Origin of the sequence: Escherichia sp. MOD1-EC5950, assembly GCF_002965345.1 — a bacterium.
Taxonomy (GTDB): Bacteria; Pseudomonadota; Gammaproteobacteria; order Enterobacterales; family Enterobacteriaceae; genus Escherichia; species Escherichia marmotae.
Genome location: NZ_PTSR01000009.1, coordinates 126,358 through 144,207 on the forward strand (window position 1 = coordinate 126,358; position 17,850 = coordinate 144,207).

Annotated in this window: 13 protein-coding genes; 2 read left to right on the forward strand and 11 right to left on the reverse strand. The window is 52.6% G+C overall.

The window, feature by feature from the left end; all coding sequences use genetic code 11:
- Positions 1 to 45 precede the first annotated feature (45 nt).
- The 6 genes from BEA93_RS12060 to BEA93_RS12085 form a co-directional block, all read right to left on the reverse strand.
- Positions 46 to 918, reverse strand: a complete 873-nt coding sequence (locus BEA93_RS12060) for an aldose 1-epimerase (RefSeq protein WP_001516882.1) — start codon at positions 916 to 918, stop codon at positions 46 to 48.
- An 11-nt stretch (positions 919 to 929) separates the two neighbouring features.
- Complete coding sequence (locus BEA93_RS12065; protein ID WP_000700840.1) at positions 930 to 2,024, reverse strand: zinc-dependent alcohol dehydrogenase family protein; 1,095 nt, start codon at positions 2,022 to 2,024, stop codon at positions 930 to 932.
- A gap of 32 nt (positions 2,025 to 2,056) precedes the next feature.
- Positions 2,057 to 3,055, reverse strand: coding sequence for an ABC transporter permease (locus BEA93_RS12070; protein ID WP_001276671.1), 999 nt, complete (start codon positions 3,053 to 3,055; stop codon positions 2,057 to 2,059).
- A 24-nt stretch (positions 3,056 to 3,079) separates the two neighbouring features.
- Positions 3,080 to 4,591, reverse strand: a complete 1,512-nt coding sequence (locus BEA93_RS12075; protein ID WP_105224808.1) for a sugar ABC transporter ATP-binding protein — start codon at positions 4,589 to 4,591, stop codon at positions 3,080 to 3,082.
- A 22-nt stretch (positions 4,592 to 4,613) separates the two neighbouring features.
- The gene (locus BEA93_RS12080) at positions 4,614 to 5,597 is read right to left on the reverse strand and encodes a substrate-binding domain-containing protein (protein WP_016242530.1); all 984 of its coding nucleotides are present in this window, start codon (positions 5,595 to 5,597) and stop codon (positions 4,614 to 4,616) included.
- Between the two features lie 96 nt (positions 5,598 to 5,693).
- The gene (locus tag BEA93_RS12085) at positions 5,694 to 8,975 is read right to left on the reverse strand and encodes a DUF5107 domain-containing protein (RefSeq protein ID WP_105224807.1); all 3,282 of its coding nucleotides are present in this window, start codon (positions 8,973 to 8,975) and stop codon (positions 5,694 to 5,696) included.
- 117 nt (positions 8,976 to 9,092) lie between these two features.
- On the opposite strand from BEA93_RS12085, the gene BEA93_RS12090 reads away from it, so the two are divergent.
- A complete protein-coding gene (locus tag BEA93_RS12090; protein WP_001516887.1) occupies positions 9,093 to 10,286 on the forward strand; it encodes an ROK family protein in 1,194 nt (397 codons plus the stop codon).
- 199 nt (positions 10,287 to 10,485) lie between these two features.
- Here the strand turns inward: BEA93_RS12090 and glyA are convergent, their stop codons facing one another.
- Positions 10,486 to 11,739 carry a serine hydroxymethyltransferase gene (gene glyA, locus BEA93_RS12095; RefSeq protein ID WP_000919150.1) on the reverse strand — a complete coding sequence of 418 codons (1,254 nt, stop codon included), beginning with the start codon at positions 11,737 to 11,739 and terminating at the stop codon, positions 10,486 to 10,488.
- A 330-nt stretch (positions 11,740 to 12,069) separates the two neighbouring features.
- Between glyA and hmpA the strand changes: the two genes are divergently transcribed.
- Positions 12,070 to 13,260, forward strand: coding sequence for an NO-inducible flavohemoprotein (gene hmpA / locus BEA93_RS12105; RefSeq protein ID WP_105224806.1), 1,191 nt, complete (start codon positions 12,070 to 12,072; stop codon positions 13,258 to 13,260).
- A 43-nt stretch (positions 13,261 to 13,303) separates the two neighbouring features.
- Here the strand turns inward: hmpA and glnB are convergent, their stop codons facing one another.
- From glnB to qseE, 4 genes are all read right to left on the reverse strand, one after another.
- Positions 13,304 to 13,642, reverse strand: coding sequence for a nitrogen regulatory protein P-II (gene glnB, locus BEA93_RS12110; RefSeq protein WP_000717694.1), 339 nt, complete (start codon positions 13,640 to 13,642; stop codon positions 13,304 to 13,306).
- Between the two features lie 60 nt (positions 13,643 to 13,702).
- Entirely contained in the window at positions 13,703 to 15,037 is a 1,335-nt protein-coding gene (glrR, locus tag BEA93_RS12115; RefSeq protein ID WP_001516890.1) for a two-component system response regulator GlrR, read from the reverse strand.
- A complete protein-coding gene (qseG, locus tag BEA93_RS12120) occupies positions 15,027 to 15,740 on the reverse strand; it encodes a two-component system QseEF-associated lipoprotein QseG (protein WP_001215851.1) in 714 nt (237 codons plus the stop codon). The genes glrR and qseG overlap by 11 nt, the downstream gene beginning before the upstream one ends.
- A 164-nt stretch (positions 15,741 to 15,904) precedes the next feature.
- Complete coding sequence (qseE, locus tag BEA93_RS12125) at positions 15,905 to 17,332, reverse strand: two component system sensor histidine kinase QseE/GlrK (protein WP_016262266.1); 1,428 nt, start codon at positions 17,330 to 17,332, stop codon at positions 15,905 to 15,907.
- Positions 17,333 to 17,850 lie beyond the last annotated feature (518 nt).

Sequence of the window (17,850 nt, forward strand, 5' to 3'; positions counted from 1 at the left end):
CGCTCCGGCACCCATTGTAGGCCTGTGCATCCGGCATTTTATAAATTACAGCAACTCAACCCGCAACGACATCTCTAAGGTTGTTGACTCCCCCGGCGCAAGCGCAATGAGATCTCCGCCTTCGGGACGATGATGGTCATCCGGCGCATGACTCATCGGCTCCAGGCAGAAGAAATCAAACGCATACCCTTTATCAAACGTCGGGTCCGAAACAAAGATGAAATAACACGGTGCGGGCGGCGTCGTTTCCATAGTGATGGCGTAACCCTGCTGTGGCTGCTCAATGCGTGCCTGACCATTCCATCCGGAAAAACCATTGTTCACCCACTGACGCGGCAACGGCGCGAGCTGATTGAAATCCAGCTCCAGCGGTAACTGCGCGCAAAACGCCCCCGCCAGCCACTGTTCCCGCTCCAGCCAGTAACCGCTCGCCTGCGCCTGAATCCGCGTTTGCGACGACAACGGAAAATAAGGATGCCAGCCCGTACCAAACGGCAGCGTCTCTGCACCTTCATTGGTGACAGAGAGCGTGACCGTCAGCGCATCTGCCGTTAAATGAAACGTCTGACTTACCCGATAATGATAAACGCCACCGCGATGTTCATACTCCAGACATAAACTATCATCGCTGCGCGTTACACATTGCCACTGGCCCAGCCAGCCATCGCCGTGCAGATAATGCGCGTCCCATTCAACGTTAGGATGTAGCGGATACTCACGCCCTTGCCAGACAAAGCGGTTGCCGCTCACCCGGTTAGCAAACGGCACCAGCGGAAAACAGGAGGCATCGGTTGCCACACCGTTTTTTTTACCCGGACGTAGCAACGCCGTCGTGTCGTGCCAGAAGCCTTCTATGACTCCGCCCTGGTCAGAGATATCCAGCTTTAGCGCCCCATGAAATAAGGTATAGATGGTCATCCGCTAACTCCTTAATCCGGGAAATTAATCACGACTTTCCCACATTTGCCACTTGCCATCAGCGCATACGCCTCACCCGCCTGTTCCAGTGAGAAGCGGTGGGTAATGGCGTTACGCGGCCACAGTTTCCAGTCCGTCAGATCGTGAGCGCATTTTTCCATATGGAACAGGCTGGTCACCCAGGAGCCAATAATCCGCCGTTGATGGTGCATCAGATCGGCGCTGACCTCGAACTCCACTTTTCCAGTTTCCCCGATGTAAACCACGCGTCCCCAGTCGGCGGTGGATTGCAATGCCAGCAAGCGCCCCGCAGCATTACCGGAACAATCGAGCGCAACATCCGCGCCGCCGTGGGTGAGTTCGGCAATTATCTGCGGCAGACCTTCAGTGGTTGCTAAATAACCGTGATCCATCACACCTAACTGTTTCGCCATCGCCAGACGTTCCGGCAACATATCAACGCCGATGATCCGTTTCGCACCGCGACCTTTCGCCAGCATCATCGCCATCATCCCGACCGGCCCCAGACCGACCACCAGCACGTTATCGCTGCCGGAGACTTCGCCGCGCAAAATCCCTTCATACGCCGTGCCAACGCCGCAACTGATAAACGCTCCATCTTCGTAGCTCAGTGCGTCTGGCAGGAGGATCAGATCTTTTTCTTCCGCCAGCAGATATTCGGCATGACCGCCATCACGCTGCCAGCCGTAAGCCGCTTTTCCTTTACCGGTACAGGAGATAGGAAAACCACGACGACAGTTCTGGCAAAAACCACAGCCGGAAATGTGATACACCAGCACACGATCGCCCTCTTTAAAATGTCGACAGCCTTGCCCCATAGCCACAATCTGCCCGCACGGTTCATGACCGTTGATAAATCCCTGATACAACGGTTTATCGGGCGCCGCCGCCGTGGCGCGGTGTTGATGATAGATATAGTGGACATCGCTTCCGCAAATCCCGGAGGATTTCATTTTGATCAGTACCTGGTTAATCCCCGGCGTCGGCACCGCAACTTCCCGTAGATCAACGGTCGAATTTCCTGGTAAGTAAGCTGCCAGCATCGTTTTCATAAGTCCCTCATTAACAATACGATTAATTTTCATCCCTGCCGCACCCGCGCCAGGGGCGTTAATATTTAGCGTTTCGCTTTACTGCTTCGCTGGGTCAGCAAGATATTCGCCAGTACCGCCACCACGATGATGACGCCGCGGACCACCTGCTGGAAAAAGGAGTTAATTCCGAGCAGCACCAGGCCGTTACCGATTAGCGTAATGACCAGAACGCCAAGCAGCGTACCGAACAGGGAGCCGCGACCGCCGGAAAGCGCCGTACCACCAACTACCACGGCTGCGATCACGTCAAACTCCAGACCGTTTGCCGCGCCTGCGTTACCAGAACCGAGGCGCGCCGCCAGTAAAATGCCGGTCACCGCCGCTAATAATCCTGAAAGGGTAAAAATAAGAATGCGTACTCGCCGGACGTTAATCCCGCACAACTGCGCCGCCGTGGCATTACCGCCCACAGCAAAAACCGAACGCCCGAAGGCAGTTTTACGGCTGATGAACACAAACAGCGCAAACAACACCATCATGATCAGCGCGGATACCGGCACGCCGAGAAATTGCCCACCCAGCCAGTCCAGTACCTCGTTTTCGTCAATCGGCACAGGCAGGGCGTTAGTCATAAACAGCCCCATACCGCGCAGGGCGCTCCACAACCCCAGCGTGGCCACAAAACTTGGCACGTTAAACACGCCACGTAACACCCCGGCGAGCGTTCCCATCAGCGCGCCTAACAGCAACACCAACAAACACGCCACCGCCAGAGGAACCTCAAATTGCAGTAAAAATGCCAGGCACACCGAGACAAAAGCGACCATTGGCCCAACGCTGACATCAATTTCACCGGAGATAATAATCAGCGTCATCGCCCAGGCGGCAATACCGATGGTGGCGGCATCGCGTAGCACGTTCATTTGGTTATTTAATGAGATAAAGCCTGGCGCGTTCAGGGAGAAGACCAGATATAGAATGGCTATCACCACCAGCAAACCGATCTCATTAATGTGGCGACTGACAAATTGTTTGAGCGAGACGCTCTTGCCCTGCGGCAATGGTAATGACGAAGCAGACATCTTCAGGTTCCTCGGTAAAATTCATCAGTGCACAGACAGAATGGCGGACATCAGCTCATCCACATTGACCGGCGAGTGAAACTCCTGCGAGAACGTGCCGTGCTGTAACAACAGGATGCGGTCGCACACCAGCGGCAACTCCTCCACTTCACTGGAGATAAACACCACGCTTTTTCCTTCTGCGGCCAGCTCGCGGACAATACGGTAAATCTGCTGCTTGGCTTCGATATCGACGCCGCGCGTTGGCTCGTCGAGCAACAGAATCTGGCTGGCGGCATAGACCCAACGACCGATCACCACTTTTTGCTGATTACCGCCGGAAAGCGTACCAATCGGCGTTTCGCTACTGGCAGCCTTGACTGTCATCCGTTGCATCACCTCTTCGGTCAGGCGGCGGATGGTGGACCATTGCAGCACGCCGTTAGCGCTGATTTTTTGCCGGTTGGTCAGCACTGTATTTTCGTCAACGCCCAGCCAGGGAATGATCGCCGCTTCTTTGCGATTTTCCGGGGTATAGCCGATGCCGCGTTTCAACATGTCGCCGTAATCCGGGCGCGTGATTTTCTCGCCGTTGATAACAATTTCGCCCTGCTCAAACGCTTCCAGTCCAACAATCGCTTTCAGCAATTCACTGCGCCCGGCTCCCAGCAGGCCAGCAATACCGAGCACTTCACCACGACGAAGTGAAAAATTGATCTCCGCAAGTTTTGGTCTGTGGCGTAACGCACGAACATCCAGCACGATCTGGTCAGCAATTTCCTGGGCGGCAACCGGCGCAATATCAACGTGATCGCGTCCAAGCATCAGCGACACAATATGACGGGTGGAGGTGTTTTCGAGCATCACATCGCCCGCCACCTGACCATCGCGCATGACGGTGGCGCAGGAAGCGATACGGCGGATTTCTTCCATCCGGTGGCTGACATAAATCACCGCCACGCCCAGTGCCGACATCTTTTTCACGGCGCTGATCACCAGTTCAACTTCCGCACTGGCAAGCGAACTGGTAGGTTCATCAAGAATGACCACGCGCGGCTCGCCCTTCATCACTCGCGCAATTTCCACCAGTTGCTTTTGCGCCGGACTTAGCGTCGATACAAGTTGTTCAGGGCTAACGTCGACACCCAGCGCCTGTAAGCAACGTTGGGCATCCTGCGCCATTTGCGGGTAATCAATCATGCTGTTGCGGCGTGGCCATTGACCAAGGCAGAGGTTTTCCGCCACCGTCAGCCCCTCCACCAGACTTAACTCCTGATAAACCGCGCGTACCCCCAGTTCAGCGGCACGGCGAGTCAGCGTAGCTTCGTCACCTTCCAGCCGCGTCTCGCCAATCCAGATATCGCCGCTGTCCGGGCGTTCGCTGCCGGTGAGCATTCGAATGAGGGTCGATTTGCCCGCGCCGTTTTTACCTAACAGCGCGCGAACTTCGCCTTTATTGAGCGTGAAATTAACGTTATCCAGCGCAACGACGCCGGGATAACGCTTATTTCCTGCCACCACTTTTGCTACCGGGACTGCCTCTGTTGCCGTGAACATAGGGACCTCTGCGAATCAGCTATTAGGGCAGACCATCAACATGCGTTGCCAGCCACTGCTTACCGTCTTCCGTTTTGGTATAGAGATCGATAGGCACCTGAATCACTTTTTCACCGTCGGCTTTTTTATCGATAACCTTCAATGTTTGCGCAAAAACAGCGTTACCCATTTTCTTACCGGAAATATCCACTACCGCTTTCAGCACCTGGTTGTTTTCCAGTTCCTGGGCAATTTCAGTCGTCATATCTGAACCAAAGACGGCGATTTTCCCGGCCTGATTTTGATTACGTACTGCTTTAACTGCGCCGAGTGTCGCGCCGCCCGATTCCCCCATAATGGCGTTGAGATCCGGCGTGGAGATAATCAGTTTTTCACCGACAGAAATCGCTTTATCTAAAACAGTACCTTCCTGATTCGCGACAATTTGCGCTCCGGGAACACGGGCTTTTAATACTTCTTCAAACCCTTTACGCCGCTGCACACAAACTTCAAAAGCTTCGCAATTTATGACGGCAATTTTTGGTTGTTCAATTTTGTTGGCAATAAAATAATCGGCGGCGGCATTACCCAGTTTTTTACCGAATTCCAGAGGATCGCCCACCAGATACGCCGAGACATATTTATCGACCCCTTTCTGATTAATACAGGTGTTGTAGCAAATCACTGGAATACCCGCCTCACTGGCGCGTCGAACGGTGCGGCTACTGCCATTTTCAGACACTGCCGACAAAATAATGGCATCAACATTACGCGCCACGAGGGTATCAACAAAAGTACTTTCTTTTGAAATATCCCCCTGTGCGTTGGTTTCTATTAACTGTACCTGTACTGAGGAATCTTTTGCCGCATCCTGAACACCCTGACGTACACCGGCGTAATATCCCTGAGTATCAAGATATATTGCGCCAATGGTCATTTCTTTTTCCGCAGCCCTGGCGAATAGTGCGCTACCCAAAAGCGTAGCTATTAAAATTATATTACGGGTTGCTCTCATTTTTTCAGGCATAGTGCCTCCTGTAGGGTTTTTATTTACAACGGCTTATTTTAATTATTTAGTGATGAGCGGCAGCGCATGCCGCTCAAATATTACAGTTAATAGGGTTTAGTGAACGTAGTTAAAAATAAAAGGCATCACGGTGGTGAATAATGCCGCTTTCGGCCAGGCCGGATTAATCGCCGTCAGTTCAGCGCGCACAGATTCATATTGCGCAATCTCCCCTAATCCCGCAGCCGCCAGCATCGACACCATCAGGCATTTTTCTTTATGCTGCTGTTGTAAATCGCCATACAGCGACAACAAGTCCGGTTGTGAAACAGCAAAGAAATCCGCTTCGATACTGGTTTTCGCCATCTGTTGCGCCCACTGTTTCATTTCACTGAACAGTTGCTGTGCCGTTTGTTGTTCGCCCAGCAATCGCAGTGCCATCCCTTGCCAGAAGAGATAATCGACCGGCTGATCGTTGTAATAACTGTGGATGTTAATGGTGCGATCGCCGGTCGCCGCCATTCGTAAGCAGCGCGTCGCCTCAGCTTCATCGCCCTGCGTTTTCGCGCATACTGCCTGCCAGAACCAGATGTCGTTATCAGTCTGCCCAGGTAAACGACCTTCGCTTAAATTCTCCGGATAATGCAACGCGGCATGAAGCAGTTCGCTTGCCTGCTGCGGCTGTCTGGCATCAAGGTGTTGCCAGGCGCGTAACAACTGGTTGAGGATAAACTGGCAGGTAACTTTCCCTTCCCCGCCTTCCCACGGATGGAATTTGCGCGTGGCGAGAATGTCCGCCGCTTTGTCTGCCTGACCGGTGAGATGCCACAAATTGAGCAGTTCTGCGGTCATGTCGTCGCGTTTCAGGGCAATTTCCAGATTATTTTCCAGACGCGCCAGTCGTTTCTCCGGCGAAGATCCGGTTAACTTATCCAGCAAATCGCGTTCGAAAAGCAGACGAGCATCCTGTGGCGCAAGCTGATAAGCATTATCAAGATAACGCGCGGCCAGTTCATCATCGTGCTGCTTATTCCACGCATGGATCGCCAACCCGCGCCAGCCGTCGGCAAACTCCGGCGACATCTCTACGCAACGCTGCCATAAGGCAATGGCTTTGTCGTAGCAACGCTTGTTGTAGTAGAAGCAGGCCAGTAAATGACGGGCGAACCAACACTCTTCAATGCTCTCCAGTGCCGCCACTTCCTCCAGCGTATTCGGGAAACGGACAAACTGCGGAAAGACATCAATGGCTTTTGTCACCAGTTCGCCACGATCAGCTTTCGGCAATAAGCTCGCTTGCAGATAAAGCGGCAACGTGCGTTGGCAGTCCAGTGCGTTCAGCATCTCTGCCGCCAGGGCGGGCATTCCCCAGTTAATCAACTGCCCGGCAGTCATCAGGGCGTTCACGTCGCGCCCCTGACACAGACCTCGCCACTGCGTGAAGGCAGATTCAGAACGACCATCGAACCAGTTCAACCACCACAGGGTGGCGTTCAGCGGATAATCGCGCAGCAGTTTCTCGCGCTGTAAACGCGCATTATCCTGACGGCCGCTTAATACCAGCAGCAGATTATGCAGGCAAAGCACTTCCTGATTAGTTGGGCAGGCGCGCAGGCTTTGTTGGCAAAAATCCAGCCCTGCCTCGAAGTTGCCATTACGCGCCGCCAGTCGTGCCAGACCGTAATAGCCGCCCGCTTTACTGTTGCCGCTCCAGACTGCACGCCAGAAATCCTCTTCGGCTTGTTGATATTGCCCCTGACGTTCGTAAGCACTGGCGCGAATCAAACTTGCCTGTCCGCACTGCGGGTTTTTATTCAGCGCATGTGCGCGTTTTAGCGCCTGACTGGCATATGCCACCGCTTGCGGGAAATCTGCGCGGTTATATTCCAGCATCGCCAGCGCCAGGTTGCAGCGATAATCGAGCGGATCCAACGCCACGCCGCGCAGGTAGTAATCGAACGGCGAACGGCTGGCGTGATGGTATTGCTCCAGATGCTGACCGACAAACCAGGCTTCATCTGTACTGGTAATGTCTTGTGCTGCCAGTGGCGCTTTAGCAACGTCCGGCAACGGTAGTTCTTGCGGCTGATGTTCCTGATAACTCAGTACAATATTGCCGTCAGCATCGGAAAGTTCGATAGTCAATCTGCCCGGATCAATACCGCGTAACACGCCCTGGATGGCGGTCGCTGGTGTCAGGGCTACGGCATCGTCAAGTAACACGTTGCATTTGCCGATTTCGCGGATCGCCAGACGATATCCACTCAACGGGGAGATGGCATACAGCCCCCACTCAATCCCCCGCTCGCTACGCTCTAATTTAATCACCGCGTCGCGGGAGGCGTTTTGCACCATGCCCAGAGAATGATAAGGCAGGAAATACTGCTCGAAACGCTTCTCTTCGTAAGCATCAAGCCAGGTAAAATCGGGCTGGTTGTCAGCAAAAATGCCAGTCATCAGTTCGATATACGGGCCGTTATTGTCGGTCAGGCTCTTATCCCACGCCTGACCAAATTCACTGTGTCCCCAGCTCCACTGTTTTTTACCTGGTGCAATATGGTGGTTGGCAACGTGAAGCAAACCGCCATCTTCATCGTGACACCACGCGCCAACAAAATCGTACTGTGATTTTTCGGCCATATATGATGTTGGAACGGGTACATTTTTATAACGAGAAATGTCCACTCCGGCGGAGTAGTCCACTTTGTAATAGGTTCCGGTGGCAATGGGGAAAGCTGAAACGGCCCGTTTGCCATGATCGAATACCGCAGTCACATCCGGTGGGAAAACACTCTGATGCCCTTCACCACCTTTCACCGCCGGATTGGCCCACCACAAAAAATGACGCGGCGTAGCATTGCCGTTATAGACGCGGCTGGCGATTTCCAGTGCGGCACGGTCAGGGCGCAGCGTGAAACCGGTCATCACCTGTAAACCGTGCATCGGCTCCGTTTCGCCACCCCATACAGTCTGTGCGCCATCTTCATGTGCTTCGATGGCGAAATCAACGGGCATAAAGGTGGTCGGGCGATGGTGTTGCGGCCAGTTAAACTCAATCCCGCCAGAGATCCACGGCCCCAACAGCCCTACCAGCGCCGGTTTTATCACCTCATTGTGATAGACAAAATCGCGCTGTTTTACTTTATCCCACGCGCGATGCACACGACCGCCCAGTTCCGGCAGGATCATCACTTTGATGTAGTCGTTTTCCAGCCATACAGCCTGCCACGATTTCAGGGTTTTCTGCTCGCTCAGCGTATCCGTCACGCCATAGGGATAAACCGCGCCGGACGATCCCTGATAAACGCGATTTTCCAGAAACATGGGATGTATATCCTGCGGCCCGGTTTCATAGGTCGGGATCTCAACGCGCTCTTGCCACACTTTTACTGGAGTCATGGTGCCCTCAATATTAACAAGACATACTGAATTAAAAGATTTGTGGCAGTGTATTGAACAATCTGGCAATGTTTTCGCGGAATAATCACGCAATTAACTAAACAAGGTTTAGTGAAGATGAGAGCCTGCATTAACAATCAACAGATCCGCCACCATAACAAATGCGTGATTCTGGAGCTGCTGTACCGGCAAAAACGTGCCAATAAATCGACGCTGGCCCGACTGGCGCAAATTTCAATTCCGGCAGTCAGTAATATTTTGCAGGAGCTGGAAAACGAAAAGCGGGTGGTGAATATCGACGATGAAAGCCAGACGCGCGGGCATAGCAGCGGCACATGGCTCATTGCACCGGAGGGTGCCTGGACGCTGTGTCTGAACGTTACGCCCACCAGCATTGAGTGTCAGGTCGCTAATGCCTGTTTAAGTCCGAAAGGTGAATTTGAACGCTTTCAGATTGACGCTCCGACACCGCAGGCGCTATTGGCGGAGATCGAAAAATGCTGGCATCGCCATCGCAAACTGTGGCCAGAGCGCACTATCAATCTGGCGCTGGCAATTCACGGCCAGGTTGATCCGGTCACCGGCGTATCGCAAACCATGCCGCAAGCGCCGTGGACAGCGCCGGTTGAGGTGAAATATCTGCTGGAAGAAAAGCTCGGCATTCGGGTAATGGTCGATAATGACTGCGTGATGCTGGCGCTGGCGGAGAAATGGCAAAAAAATTCGCAGGGGCGTGATTTCTGCGTGATCAACGTTGATTACGGCATTGGCTCGTCGTTCGTGATTAACGAGCAAATTTATCGCGGCAGTTTGTATGGCAGCGGACAGATTGGTCACACCATCGTTAACCCCGATGGCGTCGCCTGTGATTGTGGACGTTACGGCTGCCTGGAAACCGTCGCCTCGTTAAGCGCATTAAAAAAGCAGGCGCGGGTATGGCTAAAATCACAGCCGGACAATACTCAACTTGATCCCGAAAAACTGACTACCGCGCAATTAATCGCTGCCTGGCAAAGTGGAGAACCGTGGGTCACCAGTTGGGTTGACCGCAGTGCTAACGCCATTGGTTTAAGTCTGTATAACTTCCTCAACATCCTCAATATTAATCAGATTTGGCTGTATGGTCGTAGTTGCGCCTTTGGCGAGAACTGGCTTAATACCATTATTCGCCAGACAGGGTTTAATCCGTTCGACCGCGATGAAGGGCCTGGCGTGAAAGCGACGCAAATTGGCTTCGGGCAATTAAGCCGCGCGCAACAGGTGCTGGGGATTGGCTATTTGTATGTTGAAGCGCAGTTACGGCAAATTTAATGCCGCGATAACGTAACAAGGCTTCCCGAAGGAAGCCTCGCGATGATCACAAACGTAAGATTGCCTGATGCGCTACGCTTATCAGGCCTACACGGATATTGCAATGTATTGAATTTGCAAAGTTTTGTAGGCCGGATAAGGCGTTCATGCCGCATCCGGCATGAACAACGAGCACATTGTCAGCAAACCACCGTTTCGCTTATGCGTAAACCGGGTAGCGAGCGCAGATGTCGAGAACTTTACCTTTGATGCGCTCGATAACCGCTTCATCATTGATGCTGTCCAGCACGTCACACATCCAGCCAGCCAGTTCTTTCGCTTCTGCTTCTTTAAAGCCGCGACGGGTAATCGCCGGAGTACCCACACGAATACCGGAGGTCACAAACGGGCTCTTCGGATCGTTCGGTACACTGTTTTTGTTCACGGTGATGTTAGCACGGCCCAGAGCGGCGTCAGCTTCTTTACCGGTCAGGTTTTTATCAACCAGATCAACCAGGAACAGGTGGTTATCAGTACCGCCGGAAACCACTTTGTAGCCGCGCTCGAGGAACACTTCTACCATCGCTTTGGCGTTTTTCGCGACCTGCTGCTGGTAAGTTTTGAACTCCGGCTCCATCGCTTCTTTCAGCGCTACTGCTTTACCGGCGATTACGTGCATCAGCGGACCGCCCTGCCCACCCGGGAAGACAGCAGAGTTCAGTTTTTTGTACAGATCTTCGCTACCACCTTTCGCCAGGATCAGGCCGCCGCGCGGACCCGCCAGGGTTTTGTGAGTGGTAGTAGTGACAACGTGAGCATGAGGAACCGGGTTCGGATAGACGCCAGCAGCAACCAGGCCCGCAACGTGCGCCATATCAACGAACAAGTAAGCACCGATGCTGTCAGCGATTTCACGCATTTTCGCCCAGTCAACCACGCCGGAATATGCTGAGAAGCCGCCGATGATCATTTTCGGTTTGTGTTCTTTCGCTTGTTTTTCCAGATCTGCGTAGTCGATATGGCCTGTTGCATCGATACCGTAAGGAACGATGTTGTACAGTTTACCGGAGAAGTTAACCGGAGAACCGTGAGTCAGGTGACCGCCGTGTGCCAGGTTCATACCCAGAACGGTATCGCCTGGTTCCAGCAGCGCGGTGTAGACCGCAAAGTTAGCCTGGGAACCGGAGTGCGGCTGAACGTTAGCGTAGTCAGCGCCGAACAGCTCTTTCGCGCGATCAATCGCCAGTTGTTCGACGATATCAACATACTCGCAACCGCCGTAGTAACGTTTACCCGGATAACCTTCAGCATATTTGTTGGTTAGCTGAGAGCCCTGTGCTTGCATTACGCGCGGGCTGGTGTAGTTTTCGGAGGCGATCAGTTCGATGTGCTCTTCCTGACGTACTTTTTCCTGCTCCATAGCCTGCCACAGTTCGGCATCATAATCGGCAATGTTCATTTCACGCTTTAACATCCGCATCTCCTGACTCAGCTAACAATAAAATTTTTTCGCCTAATTTTGGCGGTCCTGATGGACAACGGCGAACAGTATAACCGAATCATTCTGCGATAACAGGTCTTGACAAAGGAATTTACGCAAACGATTACCTTCAAGCACGTCAAGGCTTTGGTGAATAAAGGACTTACTCCCGGAAACGGATTTCTTTTCAGGTTTGTGATGCAAATTTTTCACTTCATCACATTCCTAATGAAAAACACCAAGGAACCATTTACAGGACAGGGTTATTTTTTATAAGATGCATTTGAGATACATCAATTAAGATACAAAAAAAAGGAAGACTCTATGCTTGACGCTCAAACCATCGCTACAGTAAAAGCCACTATCCCTTTGCTGGTGGAAACAGGGCCGAAATTAACCGCCCATTTCTACGACCGTATGTTTACTCATAACCCTGAACTCAAAGACATTTTCAATATGAGTAACCAGCGTAATGGCGATCAACGTGAAGCCCTGTTTAACGCCATTGCCGCCTACGCCAGTAATATTGAAAACCTGCCTGCGCTGCTGCCAGCAGTGGAGAAAATCGCGCAGAAACACACCAGCTTCCAGATCAAACCGGAGCAGTACAACATCGTAGGCGAACACCTGCTGGCCACCCTCGACGAAATGTTCAGCCCGGGTCAGGAAGTGCTGGACGCATGGGGCAAAGCGTATGGCGTACTGGCAAATGTGTTTATCAATCGCGAAGCAGAAATTTATAACGAAAACGCCAGCAAAGCCGGTGGCTGGGAAGGTACGCGCGATTTCCGCATTGTGGCTAAAACACCACGCAGCGCATTGATCACCAGTTTCGAACTGGAACCGGTCGACGGTGGCGCAGTGGCAGAATACCGTCCGGGACAATATCTCGGCATTTGGCTGAAGCCGGAAGGTTTCCCGCATCAGGAAATTCGTCAGTACTCTTTGACCCGTAAACCGGATGGCAAAGGCTATCGTATTGCAGTGAAACGCGAAGATGGCGGACAGGTATCCAACTGGCTGCACAATCACGCTAACGTTGGCGATGTCGTTAAGCTGGTGGCTCCGGCTGGTGATTTCTTTATGGATGTAGCGAATGACACGCCAGTGACCTTAATCTCTGCGGGTGTCGGTCAGACGCCAATGCTGGCGATGCTCGACACGTTGGCAAAAACAGGCCATAGCGCCCAGGTGAACTGGTTCCATGCTGCAGAAAATGGCGATGTTCACGCCTTTGCCGATGAAGTTAAGGAACTGGGGCAATCGCTGCCGCGCTTTACCGCGCATACCTGGTATCGTCAGCCGAGTGAAGCCGATCGCGCGAAAGGTCAGTTTAATAGCGAAGGTCTGATGGATCTGAGCAAACTCGAAGGTGCGTTCAGCAATCCGGCAATGCAGTTCTATCTCTGCGGCCCGGTTGGCTTCATGCAGTTTGCCGCAAAACAGTTAGTGGATCTGGGCGTGAAGCAGGAAAACATTCATTACGAATGCTTTGGCCCACATAAGGTGCTGTGATTTGATATTGCCGGATGGAGACATCCGGCAACCCCGACGCGGTTTAAATTGCCGCGTCGTCCTCTTCACCGGTACGGATACGAATGACCCGTGCCACGTCAAAGACGAAGATTTTACCGTCACCAATTTTACCGGTTTGCGCTGTGCGAATAATGGTGTCTACACAGGTATCCACAATGTCGTCGGGTACGACGATCTCAATTTTCACCTTCGGCAGAAAATCCACCATATACTCCGCGCCGCGATACAGCTCGGTATGGCCTTTCTGGCGGCCAAAACCTTTAACTTCGGTTACCGTCATACCGGTAATGCCGACTTCAGCCAGTGCTTCGCGGACATCGTCCAGCTTGAAGGGTTTAATAATCGCATCAATCTTTTTCATGCTATTCCTTGAAAAGGTCGCCTGTCTTTTGATCTGCTAAACGTAACACATTACGCCAATTCATTCCTTGAAATCGTTTGCATCCAGTTCGTGTCGGGAAAGCAGTTTATAAAATTCTGTCCGGTTGCGCCCCGCCATTCTCGCCGCGTGGGTGACATTGCCTTTGGTGATTTGCAGCAGCTTGCGCAAGTAGTTGAGTTCAAACTGATTACGCGCCTCAACAAAGGTGGGTAGCGCCGTGTTTTCTCCTTCCAGCGCCTGCTCCACCAGCGCATCACTAATCACCGGAGATGACGTCAGCGCCACGCACTGTTCAATCACATTCACCAACTGGCGCACATTGCCCGGCCAGGTGGCGGTCATCAGGCGCTTCATCGCATCGGTGGAGAACGCACGGACAAACGGTTTATGTCGCTCTGCCGCCTGACGCAATAAATGGTTTGCTAACAACGGAATATCTTCCGTGCGTTCCGCCAGTGCGGGGATCTTCAGACTAACAACGTTGAGGCGGTAATAGAGATCTTCGCGGAACTCACCTCGCGCCATCGCTTTTGGCAGGTCGCGATGAGTGGCGGAAATAATCCGCACGTCGATATCAATATCGCGGTTGCTGCCCAGCGGACGGACTTTGCGCTCCTGCAACACGCGCAGCAATTTTACCTGTAACGGCGCGGGCATATCGCCAATCTCATCGAGAAACAGCGTACCGCCTTCCGCCGCCTGGAATAAACCTTCGCGATTGCTGACGGCACCAGTAAACGCGCCGCGTGCATGACCAAACAGTTCTGACTCCAGCAACTGTTCAGGCAATGCGCCACAGTTAATGGCAATAAACGGTTTGTTGTTGCGTGGGCTGGCGTTGTGGATCGCCTGGGCGAAAATCTCTTTCCCCGTGCCGCTCTGGCCGTTAATCAGCACACTAACGTCAGACTGCGCTACCAGCCTCGCCTGTTCCAGCAAACGCAGCATCAGCGGACTGCGGGTGACAATAGCCTCGCTCCAGCGTCCGTCGGTGGCTGGCGCGGATTGCTCCAGCGCATCGTCAATTGCCTGATACAACGCGTCTTTATCGACGGGTTTGGTGAGGAAACTAAACACGCCTTGCTGTGTCGCGGAAACGGCATCGGGAATGGAACCATGCGCGGTGAGGATGATAACCGGCATCCCCGGCTGCACTTTCTGGATTTCGGCAAACAGTTGCATACCGTCCATTTCATCCATCCGCAGGTCGCTGATGACTAAATCTATTTTTTCGCGATTCAGTACCCGCAACCCTTCAGCGCCACTTTCCGCCGTGACCACGCTGTAGCCTTCGCTGGTCAGGCGCAGACCAAGTAATTTCAACAATCCGGGATCATCATCGACCAATAATAAATGCGCAGGTTTATGGCTCATCAGGGGTGACCTCATTGGTAGATGGCGCGGGCTTTTCACTCTCGTGCGTCGCGTCCGGCGCGAAATTTCCGGCAGGTTTACGGGTCGAGAGCTGACGTTCAATATCGGTCAGATTTTCCAGTTTACGGGTGGTAAGTTCCAGTTGCTGCTGTAGAACGTGATGTTGCTGGCGCAAAGCATCCAGCTCGCTATCGCTGGACTGCTGGAGTTTACTGTAGCGTTGACGCTCTTCCGCCAGTTGCAATTGTAACGCCTGACCATCGCGCCAGAGCTGATACAGCGGGCGAACCTGCGCCGGGATCTCGGTACTTAACGCGTCAATGCGCGCAACTAACTGGCGGCGCTCAAAAGGCGTAATTTTAGCGTCGGCCAGCAAAATTCCCTGTTTAAAGGTATTTTGCCAGCTACCGTCGCCATACTTGCGGGCTTCCTGACGCGATTGCGCTGGCATTAAGCGGTTGGCACAATCCATCGCCCGTAGCCAGTAAAGCGGGTTAGTTTCGGTTGATTTCCCTTGCAGCGCCCAGATGTCACTACATTCAGTAGGAAGATAATCAGCCAGTTGATAAACCGGAATTTTTTCTTCTGCTGGCGTATTAAGAGCTGGTTTATTGTAACTCTGCACACAACCCAGCAATGCCAGACAAGGCAACCCCGCCAGCCATAGCCGCCGGGGCAAAATTTGTTGAAAAATGTGTCGCATATTCACCAGACTTAGAGCCTTTCCCAGTGGGCGTAATTGTTGCAGGAAGTTTGGACATGGACAGCGCGGAGAAACCGGAGCGTACACGTAGTACGTGAGGATTTCGAGCACTGCCCGGGGCCAAACTGGCAAATAAAATAGCCTAATGGGATAGGCTCTTAGCATTATTTCGTGTTTTTTGACGCAGGCAATTCAATACGGAAACAAACGTCTTGCCCGCTCTCATCGACCAGATACAGTTCCCCTTGCATGCGGCGAATACAATCCCTGGCAATGCTTAATCCCAGACCGCTGCCCTTCACCGCCCCTTTTCGCTGGTGACTTCCCTGAAAAAAGGGTTCGAAGATCATGGCGCGTTCCTCTTGCGGAATGGGCATACCTGTATTGATGACATCAATGTAAACCCGCGCGCCATGTAAGCTGCTGTGAAGGCAAATGTTACCGGATTCAGCCCCGTAGTGCACCGCATTGGAGTAAAGATTATCCAGCACGCTCATCAACAACATTGGCTCTGCCTGGCAAACTGTTGCCTGCAGATCGACGTCGGTATGCATCATTTTAGCCCGTGCAGGCAAGCTGTGAGCGGAAACTACCATCTCCACCAGTGGTGCAAGCTCGACGTTCTCCAGTGCCACCGCGCCGTCCGCCTGTTTACGGTTGTAATCAAGCAGTTGTTCGATCAGCTTTTGCAGATTGCGACTGCTGTTATCGAGAATGCTCACCACCTCTTTCTGCTCTGCCGTGAGCGGCCCAACAACCTGATCAGCAAGTAATTCAGTACCTTCGCGCATACTCGCCAGCGGCGTTTTTAATTCATGAGATAGATGTCTTAAAAACTGATGGCGTTGAGATTCCAGCCATGACAGGCGCTCGCTTAACCAGATAATTCGTTGCCCGACCGAACGTAATTCACGAGGGCCGCTGAACGAAACGCTATTCCCCAGAGAACGCCCTTCCCCCAATCGGTTGATCATCCGTTCAATATTTTTTACCGGACCGATAATCATCCGTGTGAAAAGCAGCACCATTACCAGGCTTACCAAAAACAGTACCAGCGATTGCCAGCCGAAATATTGCCCACGTTCGGCAATTTCTCGTTGCAGTTGCTGCCCACGAGAGAACACCACGGTGCGCGTGGCCTGTACCATTTCAGTATTCGCGTTGGCGAAGGCTTCCAGACGCGCAGCAGCGGCGGCATCGGGGCCGCTGTTGTTGCACTGAAGTTGGGCGAGATTGTTCAAATCCTGACGCAATGCCTGGTAGAGTTTATCGTCCGGCAGCACGCCTGCGTGGGCGTCGAGCATTTCGCTGTAACGCTTGCGCTGGCTTTGGTAGACCTTCGCCAGGGTGGGATCGTCCAACACGCAATACTGACGGTAGCTACGCTCCATCTCCAGCGCCGCGTTGGTCATCGCTTCACTGCGCCGGGCATCGATAAGCGTCGTGCGGTTGACCAGCGCCGCCTGATCGCTAAGTACATTCAGGCTTTGCCAGGCTTGCCATGCCAACACTAACAAGGGCAGCAGGATCAGCAGGAATGCCAGCGTTACCAGTTGTCGTAATGAATGGGGAAAAACGGGCCAGCGTTTCAAGGCATTACTCTCGTCAGACGCGAATAACGTGATGCTAACCGAGGGGCTGTTCAGATACAACAAAGCCGGGAATTACCCGGCTTTGTTGTGGAATAAGGCGGTGCCTAACTCGACGTTTCGCCCGATGGTTGATATAGCTACGCTGATATCAGAAGTTGGACGGCAGGCACCTTGTTGTGCGTCATTCGGTTTTTATGTAGCACGTCCCGAAGGGGCTGACATAAGTGGGTGAATGAGCCACTGGTTACTATTATGCATTAACTGTGCCAATAAACAAAATAGTTTGATAACGTACTGATTGTACGTTGTTTTGATAGGTTTATGAGTGCTTCACGATTTGACTATAAATCAGCCGTTGTGTCGCCTAAAAGAGACGGTTAAAGATAAAATTATTAGTCTTAAATAAAATCAACAGGTTAAATGTCGCCAATAAGCGACACGGTAAACCACCCATTGTCGTGATTTACAGACACAAAAAAGCTCCCGGAGTTGGGAGCATATGATAATGGTTGGTGTTT